This window comes from Burkholderia sp. TSV86, from assembly GCF_001522865.1.
Lineage (GTDB): Bacteria > Pseudomonadota > Gammaproteobacteria > Burkholderiales > Burkholderiaceae > Burkholderia.
This window is the reverse complement of record NZ_LOWB01000109.1, coordinates 20854-37150: the sequence shown is the minus strand read 5'-3', so window position 1 is coordinate 37150 and position 16297 is coordinate 20854. Positions and strand designations below refer to the sequence as shown.

The 16297-nt window shown below is 65.0% G+C and carries 13 protein-coding genes; 3 read left to right on the top strand and 10 right to left on the bottom strand.

Annotated elements, in window-relative coordinates; all coding sequences use genetic code 11:
* Positions 1 to 627: 627 nt before the first annotated feature.
* Positions 628 to 1917, bottom strand: a complete 1290-nt coding sequence (locus WS68_RS19560; RefSeq protein ID WP_059572325.1) for a dienelactone hydrolase family protein — start codon at positions 1915 to 1917, stop codon at positions 628 to 630.
* Between the two features lie 522 nt (positions 1918 to 2439).
* Here WS68_RS19560 and WS68_RS19555 point away from each other — a divergent pair.
* Entirely contained in the window at positions 2440 to 4035 is a 1596-nt protein-coding gene (locus WS68_RS19555) for an outer membrane protein assembly factor BamB family protein (protein ID WP_059572324.1), read from the top strand.
* A 300-nt stretch (positions 4036 to 4335) separates the two neighbouring features.
* On the opposite strand, the gene WS68_RS19550 is transcribed toward WS68_RS19555, so the two are convergent.
* From WS68_RS19550 to aceK, 5 genes are all read right to left on the bottom strand, one after another.
* A complete protein-coding gene (locus WS68_RS19550; protein WP_059572323.1) occupies positions 4336 to 4785 on the bottom strand; it encodes a YchJ family protein in 450 nt (149 codons plus the stop codon).
* A 25-nt stretch (positions 4786 to 4810) separates the two neighbouring features.
* Entirely contained in the window at positions 4811 to 5488 is a 678-nt protein-coding gene (locus tag WS68_RS19545) for an SDR family oxidoreductase (RefSeq protein WP_059572322.1), read from the bottom strand.
* A gap of 132 nt (positions 5489 to 5620) precedes the next feature.
* Positions 5621 to 6811, bottom strand: a complete 1191-nt coding sequence (locus tag WS68_RS19540; protein ID WP_059572321.1) for an acetyl-CoA C-acetyltransferase — start codon at positions 6809 to 6811, stop codon at positions 5621 to 5623.
* Positions 6798 to 7568: a carbonate dehydratase gene (can, locus tag WS68_RS19535; RefSeq protein WP_059572320.1), complete on the bottom strand. Its 771-nt coding sequence runs from the start codon at positions 7566 to 7568 to the stop codon at positions 6798 to 6800. The genes WS68_RS19540 and can overlap by 14 nt, the downstream gene beginning before the upstream one ends.
* 55 nt (positions 7569 to 7623) lie before the next feature.
* Positions 7624 to 9441, bottom strand: a complete 1818-nt coding sequence (gene aceK / locus WS68_RS19530) for a bifunctional isocitrate dehydrogenase kinase/phosphatase (RefSeq protein WP_059572319.1) — start codon at positions 9439 to 9441, stop codon at positions 7624 to 7626.
* A gap of 347 nt (positions 9442 to 9788) precedes the next feature.
* Between aceK and WS68_RS19525 the strand changes: the two genes are divergently transcribed.
* Positions 9789 to 10877, top strand: a complete 1089-nt coding sequence (locus tag WS68_RS19525; protein WP_059572318.1) for an MBL fold metallo-hydrolase — start codon at positions 9789 to 9791, stop codon at positions 10875 to 10877.
* Between the two features lie 73 nt (positions 10878 to 10950).
* On the opposite strand, the gene WS68_RS19520 is transcribed toward WS68_RS19525, so the two are convergent.
* From WS68_RS19520 to WS68_RS19510, 3 genes are all read right to left on the bottom strand, one after another.
* Entirely contained in the window at positions 10951 to 12546 is a 1596-nt protein-coding gene (locus WS68_RS19520) for an ABC transporter substrate-binding protein (RefSeq protein WP_059572317.1), read from the bottom strand.
* Positions 12547 to 12731: 185 nt separating this feature from the next.
* A complete protein-coding gene (locus WS68_RS19515; RefSeq protein WP_082710179.1) occupies positions 12732 to 13913 on the bottom strand; it encodes an acetyl-CoA C-acyltransferase in 1182 nt (393 codons plus the stop codon).
* A 132-nt stretch (positions 13914 to 14045) separates the two neighbouring features.
* Entirely contained in the window at positions 14046 to 14462 is a 417-nt protein-coding gene (locus tag WS68_RS19510; RefSeq protein WP_059572315.1) for a MarR family winged helix-turn-helix transcriptional regulator, read from the bottom strand.
* Between the two features lie 299 nt (positions 14463 to 14761).
* On the opposite strand from WS68_RS19510, the gene WS68_RS19500 reads away from it, so the two are divergent.
* The gene (locus WS68_RS19500) at positions 14762 to 15475 is read left to right on the top strand and encodes an SDR family oxidoreductase (protein WP_059572313.1); all 714 of its coding nucleotides are present in this window, start codon (positions 14762 to 14764) and stop codon (positions 15473 to 15475) included.
* Positions 15476 to 15702: 227 nt separating this feature from the next.
* On the opposite strand, the gene WS68_RS19495 is transcribed toward WS68_RS19500, so the two are convergent.
* A complete protein-coding gene (locus tag WS68_RS19495; RefSeq protein WP_059572312.1) occupies positions 15703 to 16275 on the bottom strand; it encodes a TetR/AcrR family transcriptional regulator in 573 nt (190 codons plus the stop codon).
* Between the last annotated feature and the right edge of the window lie 22 nt (positions 16276 to 16297).

The following is a 16297-nucleotide window of genomic DNA, read 5'->3' as shown; positions in this document are numbered from 1 at the left end:
GAAAAGGGCGGCGAGGGGGGCGAATGAAGAAACGGACACGCCGCGCAAGCGGGTTGCGGGCAATCGCGGCAACGAAAAAAGGGGCCGCCGCGCGGCGTCGAAATGCGATTCGTCTATCGATTTCGGCAGGCGTTCGTTCGACCGAATTTCGAGAGTGCCGATTCTGATTCGAGTGCGGCATTCGAATGCGATCGATAAAAACACCGATGAAAGGCCGCGCGTCGGCCGTGCGCCGGATCGGAGTTAAACGAGGTTCTAAAACGGATCAAACGAAATCGCTTTATTGGGCAACGTGGGTATTCGATTCGCGATATTCGATTGCGACGATGAATGCGTGCATTGCGTGTCGTCGATAAAAATAAACTGAATTTCCAGGGAATCTGCGTGACCCTTCAGCCGGTTGCGGACGATCGATGAGCCGGTTCGCCGGCCGCGATTGCGCGCGGCATAGGCGCTCCGGACAGGCGCGGCGGCATCCGGATAAATGGCGGACCGTGCATCGGTGTTTTTACTTTTGCCGGAGTGATCGCAAGCGTATAAACCCGTGTGCGGCAGGACGCGCGATGCCCGGCGGTCCGCAGGCACGCGCGCACTGTCCCAGCGGCGATTCGAAACGAAATGTGGTGTTCAGCGGCTCGCCAATGCGCGTGCGCCGGCCGAATCATCGGGCGCGGCGGGCGTATCCGCCGCCGCGCGCGCGTCCTCGCCACGCCAGACCACGCGATCGTCGACCGCGTATAGCTGGCACGGCCCGGCTTCCTGCTTGCGGCAGCTTTCCAGCGCGAGCGCCATCGGATCGTCGCCGCCTTCGGCCCACGACCATGCGCCTTGCGTCGATACGGCGAACGCGCGGCTCGGCTGATGCGCGAGGAAGCGCCGATAGGCTGCGCGGCCTGCGTCGTCGATGAACGGCACCGCACTGACCGTATCGATTGCCGCGTAGCCGCTCGCCTTCGGCGCGAGCGGGTTTGCGACCGCATAGCGCACCGCGGTCGGCAGCTTGAGCCGCGACAGGAACGTTTCGACCGACGGCCACCAGATCGGCACGCCGTCGCGATCGACGATCAACCGGTGGGCGTCGTCCTTATAGCGGCCGAAATCGACGAACAGCGTACTTGCGCCGTGCGCCATGTACGCGTCGCGCGCCTGTGCGACCAGCTCGGGCGACCACACCGAGTCGTTGTCGCCATACAGCCATAGCGACGGCACGCGCGTATGCGAGCCATAGGCGTCGAATGCATCGACGAGATGCTTTTGCCACGCGTCGCAGAGGTCCTGCCGCAATCCGCCGGAGAAATTGATGATGCCGCGCACGCCATGCGCGGCCTCGGTGCCATACGCGAGCGATACGAGCCCGCCATGGGACGTACCGGCGACCACGACGCGCCGCGCGTCGACATACGGCTGCGCCGACATATAGGCGAGCGTCGCGGCCACGTCGCGCGCCTGCGCGAGCCCGTTGCGCCCGACGTCGCAGCCTTCCTGCATATAGGTGCCGCCCGAGCCCGCGAAGCCTTCGCGATTCGGCGCGACCACCGCGTAGCCGCGGCGCACGAATTCACGCGCGAACGAGAGCGGCCGGCTGCGAGGCTGCGCGCGCGTATCGCCCGGATTCTTGCCGTGATTGAAGACGACGAGCGGGAACGGGCCGGGCCCGTCGGGCTTGAACACCGTCGCTTCGAGCATCACGCCGTCCGCGGCGGTGACCGGGATATGAACGATGGTTTCGTTCAGGTTCGCGGCGACGGGAGGCAGGTCGGAATCGCCGTAATCGAAGCGCTCGGCATACGCGAAGGTGGGCGCGGCGGCAGGCTGATTGGACGATGCCTGATAGGCCGGCAGCGTGCCGGCATGCGCGGCCGCCAGCGCGCACGCCGCGATCCATCCTGTCCACGCCCTTTTGTTGCCGAATGCCATTGGTCAGTCCGTTGCCGCTGATACAAGCAAATGGGAGCCATCGTAGCCCGACAAATTTCGATTGCGCAACGCCGGAATAACCCGGCGTTCGCGATAGCGGCGGTTTGCCGGCGCGGGCTGGTGCGGCCGCTGGCATCGCAGGCTTGGAGGTTATCCGGCGGCAACGCTGGCGGCGCGGGCAACGCGGGCTGCGGGCGCAGCGGCAGGCGCGGCAGGCGCGGCAGGCGGCCGAATGCGCCGAGGCGGGCATTGCCGCGAATGCCGACGGATCGTCTGCCTGCCCGGCGCAGGCGGGCCGCCCTGGCCGGCGGATGTGTTCGCCCATGCGCGGCGCATCGCGGCCTGCGTCATTGGCCGGAGTTCACCGCGCGCGTCCGAAAAGTGGGTTGCCCCTCAGATGCCGTCGCGATGCACAGGCAAAATTGGGGCGGGGCTGGTGACGCAGACACAATCGCTCACGCGAGAGCGGAAAAGCGAAGGGGACCAATTCCTCCTCCTGATACGCGAACCTTGGAGCTATTGATGACTCAAGTATTCGATCGACAACGTCGACGGATTGCCGTTACCCCCGCTGCGGTGCTGTTCGGCTTGTCGCTGGGGCTTGCCGCTCAGCCGTGCATGGCCGCGCCGGCCGCGAACGGATGGTCGGTGGCGGGACAGAATCTGCGCAATACCCGCTCGCAGTCCGACCAAACCGCACTCAACGTGAACAACGCGGGCAGGCTTGCACTGAAATGGTCGCGCACGGTCCACGGCGACGTGTCCGCGACACCCGCCGTGGTCGACGGAGCCGTTTATTTCCCGGACTGGGGCGGCTATCTGACCAAGCTCGATGCGGCCACCGGCAAGCTCATCTGGGAGCGCCGCATCGACAGTTATGCGGGCGAGCCGCCGTCGGCGGTGTCGCGCACCAGCCCCGCGGTGGTCGGCAATACGGTGTATATCGGCGATCAGAATGGCGCGCACGTTCTCGCGATCGATGCGTCGAGCGGCAATCTCCTCTGGAGCGCGGCGATCAATTCGCATCCTTATGCAATCGTCACGCAGTCGCCCATCGTGCATGCCGGCGTGGTCTACGTCGGGGCGTCGTCGTCGGAGGAGGCCGCCGCCGCGGATGTGCCCAACTACCCGTGCTGCAGCTTCCGGGGTTCGTTCTCGGCGCTCGATGCGAAGACCGGACGGATCAAATGGACCACCTACACGGTGCCACCGAACAACGGCGCGCCCGGAGGCTATAGCGGCGGCGCGGTGTGGGGCAGCACGGCCGCCATCGACGTGCCCGGCAAGACCGTGTTCATCACGACCGGCAACAACTATTCGGTGCCTGAGTCCGCGAACCAATGTCAGCTCGCGGGTGGGAGCATGGCGCAGTGCCTGAGCCCGGACGACCACGTCGATTCGGTTCTCGCGCTGGACATGGCAACCGGCCGGATCAAATGGAGCACCGGCGTACAGGGTTTCGACACGTGGAATATCGCGTGCAACCAGCCGGGAACCAATGCGCAGAATTGCCCGCCGTCACCGGGGCCGGATTTCGACTTCGGCGCCGGGCCCGCCCTGCTCACCGTCCACGACCGTCCCGGCAAGCCGCAGTTGCTGGTCGGCGCCGGCCAGAAGAGCGGCGTCTACTGGCTGCTCGACGCGCAGACAGGCGCGATCCGCTCGAGTACGGTGGTCGGCCCCGGCTCCGCGCTCGGCGGCATCGAATGGGGCACGGCGACCGACGGCAAACGCATTTACGTGGCGAATTCCGACTATGACCGGGTGCCCTATACGGTCAACGGAAAGAGCGTGACGGTCGGCTCGTTCGCCGCGATCGATCCGGCGACGGGCAAGATCCTTTGGCAAGTGGCCGATCCGTCCGGCAACGCGCTCACCATCGCGCCCGTGAGCGTCTCCAATGGCGTGGCGTTCGTCAGCTCGATGAGCGGCCATATGTACGCGCTCAACGCCGCGACAGGCGACGTGCTGTGGGATTACGTCGGCCAGGGATCGTCGGCCGCCGGCCCCGCGATCGACGAGCGCGGCACGGTGTACTGGGGCAACGGCTACGCGAAGCTGGGCGCGCTGGGCACGAAAAGCTACACGTTCTATGCATTCTCGGTAGACGGCAAGTAAGCGCGGCGGCCGGCGCTGGCCGGTTCCGCACGAGCGCTCGCGCGGCGCGCGGTGTCTGCGCCGGGCGCCGCACGCATGCGCATGCTCGGCTGGAGACGGGTGTGCGCATGGTATCGGGCGGTTTTTTCGTGGCCGCATCGTCCCGGTGTCGCGCGGCGCGCGTCATCGCGCTGCCCATGTGCCGTGACCCCGCTGTCGCCAACATCCCGCAACTCCCGCGCGCGCTTGCGTCGATCACGGCACGCGTCGGCCCGCCGGCCGGGCATGACGGACGCAATCGGCCTGCATGCGCTTCACCGGCTACGCCTGAGTCACGTCTCCATCGACATATCGCCATCGCGCGTGCTCATCGCGCACGAAGCGGCTCGTTTCGTGCATCCGGTATGCCCGCCCGCCGATCTTGTAGCGGGCGACGAATTCGACTTCCGCGTGCGTGTCGTCGAGTTGCGCATAGCGCTTGATCGACAGGCCGAGCCAGCGCGGCGCGTCGGCGCGTTCGGTGTCGGCGTCGAGGTCGGCCGGACAGGTGCGCGGGTCCCACGTCGCACGCAGATAATCGGTTTCGCCGAGCACGTATGCGCTATAGCGCGAGCGCATCAGTTCGAGCGCGTTCGCCGCCGGCCTGTGCGCGTCGATCAGGCGTGAGCAGCAATCCGCGTAGCGCGGCGCACGGGCGCCGGCACGGGCGCCGGGCGCCGCACCGCCGCATGGGCAGTCGAGCGGGCGCGGCGCGGGAGTGATTCGTGACATGGTATCGATTGACGCACGGCGCGGCTTACCAGCCAAGCTCGACGCCGTCATATTGAAAGAAACGGCCGTTCGCGCGCTCGCGCTCGGCAAGCGCCTCGGCGATCACGCGGCGCATCCCGGTAACGCTCGTTTGCGGATCGATCGCCGCTTGCGGGCCGCCCATATCGGTGCGCACCCAGCCCGGATGCAGCGCGATGCATGCAGCATGCCGGGTTTGCAGCGACGCGACACGCAGCGCGTCGTTGAGCGCGGCCTTGCTCGCGCGATAGAGCCAGCCGGTCGTGCCGGTCGCCTCGCTGATGCTGCCCATTCGGCTCGACAGCACCGCGAGGACGCCCTGAGCATCCTCGACGAGCGGCAGCAGGATCGGCATGAGCTGCATCGGGCCGAGCACGTTCGTATGCATGACCGTGTCGAAGTCCTCGCCGGCGATCGTCTCTACGCCGCTCGTGCGCGGACCGTACACGCCCGAGACGATCACGGCCGCGTCGAGCCGCACGCCGTCGAGCTGCCAGCCGAGCGCGGCAATCTGCTCCGGCTCTGTGACATCGACGGCATGCGCATCGGCGCCGAGTGCGCCAAGCGCGTCGAGCGACGCGCGCTCGCGCGCGGTGGCGATCACGTTCCAGCCATCGCGCCGGTACTGACGGACGAATTCGCGGCCCAGGCCGCGCGATGCGCCGACGATCAATGCGGTCTTCATCTCAAGCACTCCTGGGAACCGTTTGTACTGCCCGTGCGGCTTGCACCCGCCGGGCAGGCGGCAGACGGGGCGCAAGGGCGCGGGCGCACTGTTCGGGCCGTGTCGATCATGAATCGGACGAAACGAATCAAATCAAACGATCTCGATGCCCATCGCGGTCGCCTCGCCGCCGCCGATGCACAGGCTCGCGACGCCGCGCTTGCCGCCGCGCGCGCGAAGCGCGCCAATCAGCGTGACGAGAATGCGCGCGCCCGATGCGCCGATCGGATGGCCGAGCGCGCATGCGCCGCCGTTCACGTTGACCTTGTCGTGCGGCAGGCCGTGCTCCTTCATCGCCGCCATCGCGACCACCGCGAACGCCTCGTTGATCTCATACAGATCGACCTCGGCGGCGCGCCAGCCGTTCTTGTCAAACAGCCGCCGGATCGCGCCGACGGGCGCCGTCGTGAAGCGCGACGGCTCCTGCGCGAACGTCGCATGGCCGACGACGCGCGCGAGCGGCGCGACGCCCAGCCGCTCGGCGCTCGATTGCCGCATCATCACGAGGGCGGCCGCGCCGTCGGAGATCGACGACGCATTCGCGGCCGTCACCGTGCCCGTTTTGCTGAACGCGGGCTTGAGCGTCGGGATTTTATCGAGGTTTGCCTTGAACGGCTGCTCGTCGCGTGCGACGACGATTTCGCCTTTTTTGCCGGCGACGCTCACGGGCGCGATTTCCCACGCGAACGAGCCGTCTTCGTTCGCCCGCTTCGCGCGCGTGAGCGATTCGATCGCAAACGCATCCTGCGCGTCACGCGAGAACGCGTATTGCGTCGCGCATTCTTCGGCAAACGTGCCCATCAGGCGGCCTTTGTCATACGCGTCCTCGAGGCCGTCGAGAAACATATGATCGAGCACCTGGCCGTGGCCCATGCGCATTCCGCCGCGAGCCTTCGGCAGCAGGTACGGCGCGTTGGTCATGCTTTCCATGCCGCCGGCGACGATCAAGTCGCTCGAGCCCGCGACGAGCATGTCGTGCGCGAACATCGCCGCGCGCATGCCCGAGCCGCACATCTTGTTGACCGTCGTGCAGCCGGTCGAAAGCGGCAGCCCGGCGCCAAGCGCGGCTTGCCGCGCGGGCGCCTGGCCTTGGCCGGCCGGCAGCACGCAGCCCATCACCGCTTCGTCGATCTGCTCCGGTTTCAGGCCCGCGCGCTCGAGCGCGGCCGCGATCGCCGCCGCGCCAAGCTGCGGCGCGGTGAGCGCCGCGAAGTCGCCCTGAAAGCCACCGATCGCTGTACGCGCCGCCGACGCGATGACGATCGGATCTTCAACAGCCGCCATGATTTGTCTCCTTGATGGTTTTTGCGATGAGTTCGGTGGCTTCGGCGAGTTGCGCCGCGTCGGCCGCCACGATGTCATTGTCTGCCGAAAGCGCCTGTTTTGCCGATAGCGCGTCGACCGCGCGCCGATACATTGGCGCGAGCACATCCGGCTCCGACACCGCCATGCCGAGATCGCGCATGCGGCCGTCGTGCACGCCGTACACGAGCGCATGCACGGTGAGTGGCTGGCCGCGCGCCCACGCGTCGTTGACGATCGTCGTGCGGCACACATTGACGACTTGCTCGATGGCGTTCAATTCGATCAGGCGCCGGTAGCGCGTTTCGCCGAGCGGCCATTCGTCGAGCAGTGCCGCGTGCTTCTCGCGCACGTCCTGCACGTGATGCAGCCAGTTGTCGGCGAGGCCGACGCGGCGGTTGTGCAGCGCCGCGTTCACGCCCGAGCAGCCGTAGTGGCCGACCACCATGATGTGCTTCACGCGCAGCAGATCCACCGCGAACTGGATCACCGACAGACAGTTCAAATCGGTATGCACGACGACATTGGCGATGTTGCGATGAACGAAGACCTCGCCGGGCGGCAAGCCGATGATCTGATTCGCGGGCACGCGTGAATCCGAGCAGCCGATCCATAGATATTCCGGCGCTTGCTGATCGGCGAGGCGCGAGAAGTATTGCGGGTCGTCCGCGAGCTTGCGCTTGACCCACGCATCGTTGTTGTCGAACAGATGGGAGAGCGGATGATCGTTCGTGTTCATCGTCGTTGCTTTATGTCGGATAGCCAAGTGTGACAGCCGGCGCGACGCGCGCGGTTCAGGCGGCGCGCCGGCCGCCGGTGTCGTCCCGTGGCGCGTCGCGGTCCGCGAAGCGCTCCGGATAACGGATGCGAAAGCGCAGCGCCGGCTCGTATGGATAGAAGTCGGGCAACTCGCCGTTCAGCAGGCGGTCCTTGCTGTCCTGCCAGAGCTTGGGATCGAAGAAATCCGCGTGATGCTTGAGGAAGTTCTCGCGCACGCGTGGATCGCCGAGCAGGAACGGCGCGTAGGTTTCGGGGAAGATGTCATGCGGGCCAATCGAATACCACGGCTCGCCGGACAGTTCGTCCTCTTCGTTGCGCGGCGGCGGCACGCGGCGCACGTTGCAGTCGGTCAGATACTCGATCTCGTCGTAATCGTAGAACACCACGCGGCCGTGGCGCGTGACGCCGAAATTCTTGTACAGCATGTCGCCGGGGAAGATGTTCGCCTGGATCAGCTCCTTTACCGCGTTGCCGTATTCGCGCACGCCATGCTCGACCTGCGCGTCGCTGCCGTTTTGCAGATAGAGGTTGAGCGGCACCATCCGGCGCTCGATATACAAATGCTTGATCACGAGATTGCCGCCTTCGTATTCGAGCAGCGACGGCGCTTCTTTTTCGAGTTCGCGCACGAGCGCGTCGTCCAGGCGCGCGAGCGGCAGCGCCACGCTCGAATATTCGAGCGTGTCGGCCATGCGCCCGAGACGATCGTGGCGCTTCACGAGCTGATACTTCTCCATGATTTGCGCGCGCGTGGTTTCCTTCGGCGGCGGGAAGTGATCCTTGATGACCTTGAACACATAGGGAAACGACGGCAGCGTAAACACCAGCATCACGAGCCCGCGTATGCCGGGCGCGACGATGAAGCGGTCGCTCGAATGCGACAGGTGGTGCAGCAGATCGCGATAGAACAGGTTCTTGCCCTGCTTCTGCAAGCCGACCGACGTGTAGATTTCCGCCTTCGGCTTGCCTGGCATCACCGTGCGCAGGAATTGCACATACGCGCTCGGCACGTTCATGTCGACGAGGAAATACGAATGCGCGAAGCCGAACACGATCTTCAACTGGTCGCGCCGCAGCAGCACCGTGTCGAGCGCGAGATAGCCCGGCCGCGCATGGCGGATCGGCACGCAAAAAGGCAGCACGCGGTCGCCGTTGATGATGCGGCCGATGAAGTACGCGCTCTTGTTGCGGAAAAACAGCGACGACAGCACGTGAATCTGGAAATTCACCGCTTCGTCGAACGTGCCGAACTCGTCCTGCACCGCTTGCATCACGCAGCCGATGTCGCGCTCGAGATCGTCGAACGGCAGGTTGAGCTGGAAATTCGTGACCACCCGCGTCAGCGTTGCCGCAAGCCCTTCGCTGCCGGGGTAGTACGCGCGATAGGTCGGCTTCGCGGCCGGCTCGTCGTTCTCGATGTATTCGGTCGAGATCGCCGGGCGTACGAAGATGAAATCGTTGTTGAAGTACGAGCGATGCAGAATCTTGCAGCACACCGAATTGAAGAACGTCTCCGCGCATTCGGGCTGCCGGTGAGACGTGAGCAGACCGATATAGTGCAGCTTGATTTGCTGCCAGATGTCGTCGTCGATGTTTTCGGCGTCGTATTCGTCCTCGAGCAGCTCGACGCATTCGCGCACGCGGTCGTCATACGACGTGATGCGCTCGCGTGCGAGCCGCTGCAGCCCGTGCCAGTCGGCGCGCTCGAACAGATTCTTCGCGGCGATCGCTGCTTCGCGGAAGATTTGATAGTGGCGATCGAAATTCTCCAGGATCGTCTGTGCGACGTCGAAGCCGATCTGCGAGGACAGCAGTTTGGGAAAATGATTCATCGTGCGCGGGCTCACTGACGGGAAGCTCACGCCATTTTAGCGCCCGCAACGCGCGCTTCATCCGGTGCGGCGGTGAATCGGTGCGGCTCGCGCGCCGGCGGCGCGGCGCGGCGAGCCTATGTTTCGGCGAATTTCACGCAACGTTCGGGCTACGCACGGGATCGTGGCGGGATTTTTTGGGGATGCTAAGTAGGTCCGAGGCCGGTTCAAAACCGGCGAAATGCGTGTGCGGCGCCGCGTCACCAGCCCTGTCCGCACGGATGAGCGATAGAATCGATTCCGGCGCGGTCAGCGGCCCGCCTCGACGGCAACACCAAGAGACTTAAGAGACTCAAGAGACGTCCCCGATGAATGCACTGGAAAACCAACTCGATTACCCGTTCGCCGACACGCTGCCGGAGCCGGGCGGCTTCGTCGAAGTCGCGCCGGGGGTGCGCTGGCTGCGCATGCCGTTGCCGTTCGCGCTCGATCACATCAATCTGTGGCTGCTGCGCGATGAAATTAACGGACAAGCGGGCTGGACGGTCGTCGATTGCGGAATCGCGTCGGCTGAGATCCGGGCGCATTGGGAGCGGATTTTCGATACGCATCTGGATGGCCTGCCCGTGCTGCGCGTAATCGTCACGCATTGCCACCCCGACCATTTCGGGCTCGCGAGCTGGCTGTGCAACGGCGGCGAGCGTGCACGCTGGAACGTGCGGCTGTGGATGACGGCGGGCGAATATCTGTTCGGAAGCCTGATGGCGGCCGGCAATGGCTCGAACGCCGGCGGCGAAGGCGCGGCCGAGCATTTCGCGCGCAACGGCGTGACGGACGCCGATACGCTCGGCAAGCTCAGAAAGCGCGGCAACTATTATTCGGATCTCGTGCCAGCCGTGCCGTCGCGCTACCGGCGGCTGCGCGAAGGCGATGTCATCGCGATCGGCGGCCGCCAATGGCAGGTCGTCACCGGGTTCGGTCATTCTCCAGAGCATTGCGCGCTTCACTGCGCGGCGGCCGGCGTGCTGATTTCCGGCGACATGGTGTTGCCGCGGATCTCGACGAACGTGTCGGTGTTCGATCTCGAGCCGGAGGGCAATCCGCTCGCGCTGTATCTGGAATCGCTCGGCCGCTACGAGACGATGGCCGCCGATACGCTCACATTACCGTCGCACGGCAAGCCGTTTCGCGGGCTGCATACACGGATCGCGCAATTGCGTGCGCATCACGACGCGCGGCTCGCGGAAGTGCGCGATGCGTGCGCCGCGCGGCCGATGAGCGCGGCCGATATCGTGCCGATCATGTTCCGGCGCGCGCTCGACGTTCATCAGATGACTTTCGCGCTCGGCGAGGTGATCGCGCATCTGAATCTGCTGTGGCTTGCTGGCGAGTTGACGCGCGAGACGGGGCAGGATGGCGTGATCCGCTATGCGGCCACTGCGCGCGAGGCGGCGTAGCGCGAAGCGGCAGACGGCCGCGGCACGGCGCAGCGGCCGGCATCGGCCGCTCGCGTCGAGCGCCCGCCGAGTGTTACGGCACCGACACCGTATCGAAATGCTGCCGCCCGAACGGGCTTACGCGATAGCCGGTGACGTTCGCGCGCGTGATTGCCGCGGCGCTCGGATAGCCGAGCGGAATCCACAGCGCCTCGTCATGGATGATCTTCTGCGCGGCTTCATACAGCTTCGCGCGCTTGCCTTGATCGGCGGTGGTCTTGCCGTCGGTGATCAGCTTGTCGAGTTTCGGGTCGCAGTAGCGGGCGAAATTGAGCCCCGACTTCACCGAATTGCAACTGAATTGCGGCGTGAGAATGTTGTCCGGATCGCCGTTATCGCCGGCAAAGCCCATGAAGAGCAGATCGTGCTGGCCGAGCTTCGCCTGTTTGATCAACTCGCCCCATTCGACTACCTTCACGTCGGCCTTCACGCCGATCTTCGCCAGATCGGCCTGTAGCAATTCCGCGCCCGCTTTCGGATTCGGGTTCAGCACGCTGCCTGTCGGGCGCACCCAGATCGTCGTCGAAAAACCGTTCGGCAATCCCGCCGCCGCAAGCAATTGCTTCGCCTTGGCCGGATCGTGCGGGTACGGCGCGATCGATTTCGCATAGCTCCAGGTGTTAGGCGGGTACGGGTTGGTCGCGGGCGTCGCGGTGTTGTCGAATACCACCTTCAGGTAGGTCGCGCGGTCGAACGCGAGATTCAGCGCTTCGCGCACCTTCGCGTTGTCGAGCGGCTTTTTCTGCGTGTTGAGCGCGACGAACGCCGTCATGAACGCGGGGGTCCCGGCGACCGCGAGCGCCTTGTCGCCCTTTGCCGCCGCGACGTCCTGCGGTTTCGGCGACAGCGCGATCTGGCATTCGCCCGCCTTCACTTTTTGCGCGCGCACGGACGGGTCCGGGGTGATCGCATAGATCAGGCGCTCGCTTTTCGGCTTTTGCCCCCAGTACGACGGATTCGCGTCGTAACGGATCACCGCGTCCTTCGTATAGCTTTTCAGCACGAATGGGCCCGTGCCGACCGGTTTCGCGTTCAGATCGGCTTGCTTGCCCGCCTTCAGCAATTGGTCCGCGTATTCGGCCGAATAGATCGACGCGAAACCCATCGTCAGAATCGACAGGAACGTGGCGTTCGGTTCGTTGAGTTCGAACTTCACGGCCGAATCGTTGACCTTCGTCACGGCTTTCACGAGCTTCGCAAGCCCCATCGACTGCGCATGCGGAAAGCCGCTCGCACCCGCGACCTTGTGCCACGGATTCGCATCGTCGAGCATCCGGCTGAACGTGAAGACGACATCGTCAGCCGATAGCGCACGGGTTGGCTTGAAGTAATCGGTCGTTTGAAATGCGACATTCGGCCGCAAGTGGAACGTATAGACCAAGCCGTCGGCGCTGACGTCCCACTGGGTGGCGAGCGCGGGTATCACCTTCTTCGTGGCTTCGTCATACGAAACCAGCGTGTTGAAAATCACGTCCGCTGACGCATTGGTGGTGACGAGCGAATTGTATTGGACGACATCGAAACCGTCGGGGCTGGATTCCGTGCAGACCGTCAACGGTTTCGCAGCGACAACGGCAGGGGCGGCGGCGGTGACGGCGGCGAGCGCCGCGGCGAACAGCATGAAGCGCATGAGATCTCCCGGATGACATGATTCTGGTGGCCGCGCGCGGGAGTATCGCGGGCGGCCTTATGCCAGCGGGATAGCATACCTTCAATATGCGCCGACCGTTAATCGGCGACGGAACGCGACGCTGCCTCAACGTTGGAATCGGCGCTATTGCGCCGCGCATTTTCGAGGCAGCGGCGCTTTGCCGGTTATACCAGCTCGATGGCGAGCGCCGTGGCTTCGCCGCCGCCGATGCAGATGCCAGCGACGCCGCGCTTCGCGCCGTTCGCGCGCAGCACGCCGAGCAGCGTGACGACGATCCGCGCGCCCGATGCGCCGATCGGGTGGCCGATCGCGCACGCGCCGCCATGCGCGTTCACACGCTCTCGGGCGACGTCGAACTCGCGCATCACCGCCATTGGCACGACTGCGAACGCTTCGTTGATTTCGTAGTAGTCGACGTCGCGCGGGTGCCAGCCGGTGCGCGCGAATAGTTTCTTCAGCGCGCCGATCGGCGCGGTCGTAAACCATTCGGGGTCCTGGGCATGGACGCTGTGCGCGTGGATGACGGCGATCGGCTGCTTGCCGAGCCGTTTTGCGACGGATTCGCGCGTCAGCACGACGGCGGCTGCGCCGTCCGACAGCGGGCTGGAGCTGGCCGGCGTGATCGTGCCGTCAGCGCTGAACGACGGCTTGAGCTTCGGGATCTTCGCGGCGTCGACCGTTTGCGGCTGCTCGTCCGCGGCGATCGACACGACGCCCTGCTTGGTCGTCACGTTAACGGGGGCGATTTCCCAGTCGAAGCGGCCCTCGCTTTGCGCGCGTTGCGCCCATTGCAGCGATTCGGTTGCATAGGCGTCCTGCGCGGCGCGCGAAAACTCGTAATGCGCCGCGCATTGCTCGCCGAACTCGCCCATCGCGCGGTGCTCATATGCATCCTCGAGGCCGTCTAGCGCCGCGTGGTCGTAGAACGTCGCGTGGCCGGAACGGTAGCCGGTGCGTGCCTTCAACGCCAGATAGGGCGCGTTCGACATGCTTTCCATCCCGCCCGCGACGACGAGTTCCGCGCTGCCGTTCGATAGTGCGTCATACGCATAACGGATCGCCTGCATGCCGGAGCCGCACACCTTGTTGATCGTCACGGCCGGCACCGAGCGCGGCAGCCCCGCGCCGAGCACCGCTTGGCGCGCGGGCGCCTGGCCGAGCCCTGCGGACAGCACGCAGCCGACATACGCTTCGTCGATGCTGGACGGATCGACCGACGCACGCTCGAGAGCGGCGCGAATCGCCGTCGAGCCGAGTTCAGGCGCGCTCTTTGAAGACAGATTGCCCAGATAGCGGCCAACAGGCGTGCGGGCTGCGGAAAGAATCACGATCGGATCGGTAGACATGATGTGCTCCATGCGAGGGAAAAAACGGCGTGGCATTTAAATGTATATGCATATATTATGGGCCGAGACGCTGCCGGTGCAAAGCAGCGGCAACCGGCTGCTGCCGGCGGGCGGCTGGTCGGGCGGCGAGGCTCAGTTCGCCAGTGCTTCGGCGAGTGCGTAAATCTCGGCGTCGAGTGCCTGCATGTTGCGTTTGCCGATGCGGCGGTATACCTCGTTTTGGGCCAGTTCCCAATCGGCGCGGGATGCCTTCAGCAATGCGGCGCCTTTGGGCGTGAGGCTCCAGAGGCGCATGCGTTGATCATCGCCAGGCTCGACGCGCACGAGCTGCCGGGATTGCAGCGTGGCGAGCGTGCGGCTCAGCGTGGTTTGATCGAGCAGCAGGCGTGTCGCGATCTCGCCTGTCGGCATCGCGTCGCGGCTATATAGTGAGGCGAGGATCGTGAATTGCGTGACGCGTATCCCGTGCTTCGCGAGGTGCGCATCGTACAACGATGTGATCGCACGCGTGGCTTGGCGTAATGTGCCGCAGTGGCACGCAAGTCTCATTGGGGCGTCGCTCATGCTAGCGTCCTTCAGGGTAAGCAGTCCATACTATATTCTATTGTGCGCAATGCATATGCATGAATTGATGGCGGCCGCTTGCATTGATTGTCGAAGCCGTCGATCGATGCTTCGGCAGGCGTCGCACAAACCGGGATTGCATGGGCTGGGCAAGATCGCCAGCCGTGCGATGCCGGGCCGGACACCGATGCGCGCGGCGCAGGTTTGAATGGGCGGCCGGCTCAGTCTGCCGGGTGGATCGGAGCGGGTTGCGCGGATCATTATTTTGTCAGCGAGATGAACCGATGAAACTACAAAATTCTGTCGTATTGGTGACGGGTTCGAACCGCGGGTTGGGTCGAGCGTTCGTCGAAGGATTGCAGGCGGCGGGCGCGAAGAAAATTTATGCGGCGGCGCGCAATCCGGCTCAGGTGACGACGCCCGGCGTGCAGCCGGTCAAGCTCGACATCACACATGCCGACGATATCGCCGCGGCCGCGCGCGAACTGCGTGACGTCAATCTGCTGATCAATAACGCCGGTATTTTCCGCCCAGGCCCGCTTCTTGCCGATACGGGCGACGTCGCGCTGCGCGAGCAACTCGATACCAATTTCTTCGGAACGCTGGCGCTTGCCCGTGCGTTCGCGCCGATATTACGGGACAACGGCGGCGGGGCGACCGTCAACGTGCTGTCGGTGCTCGCGTGGCTCGGGTTGCCCAATACGGGCGGCTATAGTATTTCGAAGGCGGCGGCGTGGTCGGCGACGAACGTGATTCGCAACGAATTGCGCGCGCAACATACGCAGGTCGTTGCATTGCATTCCGCTTATATCGACACCGACATGGCGGCGAATGCGCAAGGGGTGTCGAAGAATCGCCCGGAGGACGTCGTTCGGCAGACGCTCGAAGCGCTTGAAGCCGGGCGCGACGAGGTGCTCGTCGATGCGTTGTCGCGCGATGCGAAGGCCGGGCTGTCGGCTGATCCGGGTGTCTATACGCGGGCGCCGGGCGGCGCCTGACTGGTTTGGGCGCCAGGGCGGTGGCCTTTGGGGGCGCTGGCGCTTTTGCGGCTTTCGCGGTTTTTGCGTCGAGGCGGCGCCCCGGATGCGCTTTCGCTTTCTTGATGAGGACGGATGCGCCGCGCTTGCAACCGGCGCGCCGTTTGGCCGACGAAGGCCGTTTGGTCGACCGGACGGCTGCTTCGGGCGGTTTGCCCGCGACTCGGCAAGCCAGGCGTTGCAGCGTATCAGCCGGTGAGTTTCTCCACGGCCTTGACGCCGGCGGTCAGCAATTGCTTCGACAACGTAGAATCGTCCACCGCGCGCGACAGCATGAGCGAGCCGACCGCGAGCGCGACGGCTGCGAGCGCAGTATCGCGGCGCTCGGCTGGTGAGCCCGATTCGGGCGTTGCGCATGCGATGAGCGTTTCAAGCTGGTCGGTAAACACGTGGCGGACCGTATCGTCGCGCCGGCCGATTTCCGCGGCAAGCGCCGCTGCGACGCAACCGGCGCCGGGCTCGTCGCGGTGGCGTTCGTTCAAGTACGCTTTCGCGAATGCGACGGGTTTCGGCTGCGACGGGTGACGAACGATACCGGCATGCAGCCGCGCGGTCGTTTGCTTGAATCCGGCGGCGATTGCTGCCGCGATGAGCGCATCCTTCGATTCGAAATGGGCGTAGAAGCCGCCGTGAGTGAGACCCGCGCTATCCATCAGGCTTGCGACGCCTACTGCGTCGATGCCTTCGCAACGGAACCGGGCGGACGCGACCGCTTCGATCCGCTCGCGAGTCTTCGCTTTATGGTCGAGAGTGTATCGCATCGAATCACGCTATGAAGAGAGA

What these genes read in the sequence shown, in the direction of transcription:
- WS68_RS19540 (WP_059572321.1), bottom strand. Translation starts at nt 6,811, where the DNA reads ATGGCGGCTGTTGAAGATCCGATCGTCATCGCGTCGGCGGCGCGTACA.
- WS68_RS19545 (WP_059572322.1), bottom strand. Translation starts at nt 5,488, where the DNA reads ATGAAGACCGCATTGATCGTCGGCGCATCGCGCGGCCTGGGCCGCGAA.
- WS68_RS19555 (WP_059572324.1), top strand. Translation starts at nt 2,440, where the DNA reads ATGACTCAAGTATTCGATCGACAACGTCGACGGATTGCCGTTACCCCC.
- WS68_RS19510 (WP_059572315.1), bottom strand. Translation starts at nt 14,462, where the DNA reads ATGAGACTTGCGTGCCACTGCGGCACATTACGCCAAGCCACGCGTGCG.
- WS68_RS19525 (WP_059572318.1), top strand. Translation starts at nt 9,789, where the DNA reads ATGAATGCACTGGAAAACCAACTCGATTACCCGTTCGCCGACACGCTG.
- WS68_RS19515 (WP_082710179.1), bottom strand. Translation starts at nt 13,913, where the DNA reads ATGTCTACCGATCCGATCGTGATTCTTTCCGCAGCCCGCACGCCTGTT.
- WS68_RS19560 (WP_059572325.1), bottom strand. Translation starts at nt 1,917, where the DNA reads ATGGCATTCGGCAACAAAAGGGCGTGGACAGGATGGATCGCGGCGTGC.
- WS68_RS19500 (WP_059572313.1), top strand. Translation starts at nt 14,762, where the DNA reads ATGAAACTACAAAATTCTGTCGTATTGGTGACGGGTTCGAACCGCGGG.
- can (WP_059572320.1), bottom strand. Translation starts at nt 7,568, where the DNA reads ATGAACACGAACGATCATCCGCTCTCCCATCTGTTCGACAACAACGAT.
- aceK (WP_059572319.1), bottom strand. Translation starts at nt 9,441, where the DNA reads ATGAATCATTTTCCCAAACTGCTGTCCTCGCAGATCGGCTTCGACGTC.
- WS68_RS19520 (WP_059572317.1), bottom strand. Translation starts at nt 12,546, where the DNA reads ATGCGCTTCATGCTGTTCGCCGCGGCGCTCGCCGCCGTCACCGCCGCC.
- WS68_RS19550 (WP_059572323.1), bottom strand. Translation starts at nt 4,785, where the DNA reads ATGTCACGAATCACTCCCGCGCCGCGCCCGCTCGACTGCCCATGCGGC.
- WS68_RS19495 (WP_059572312.1), bottom strand. Translation starts at nt 16,275, where the DNA reads ATGCGATACACTCTCGACCATAAAGCGAAGACTCGCGAGCGGATCGAA.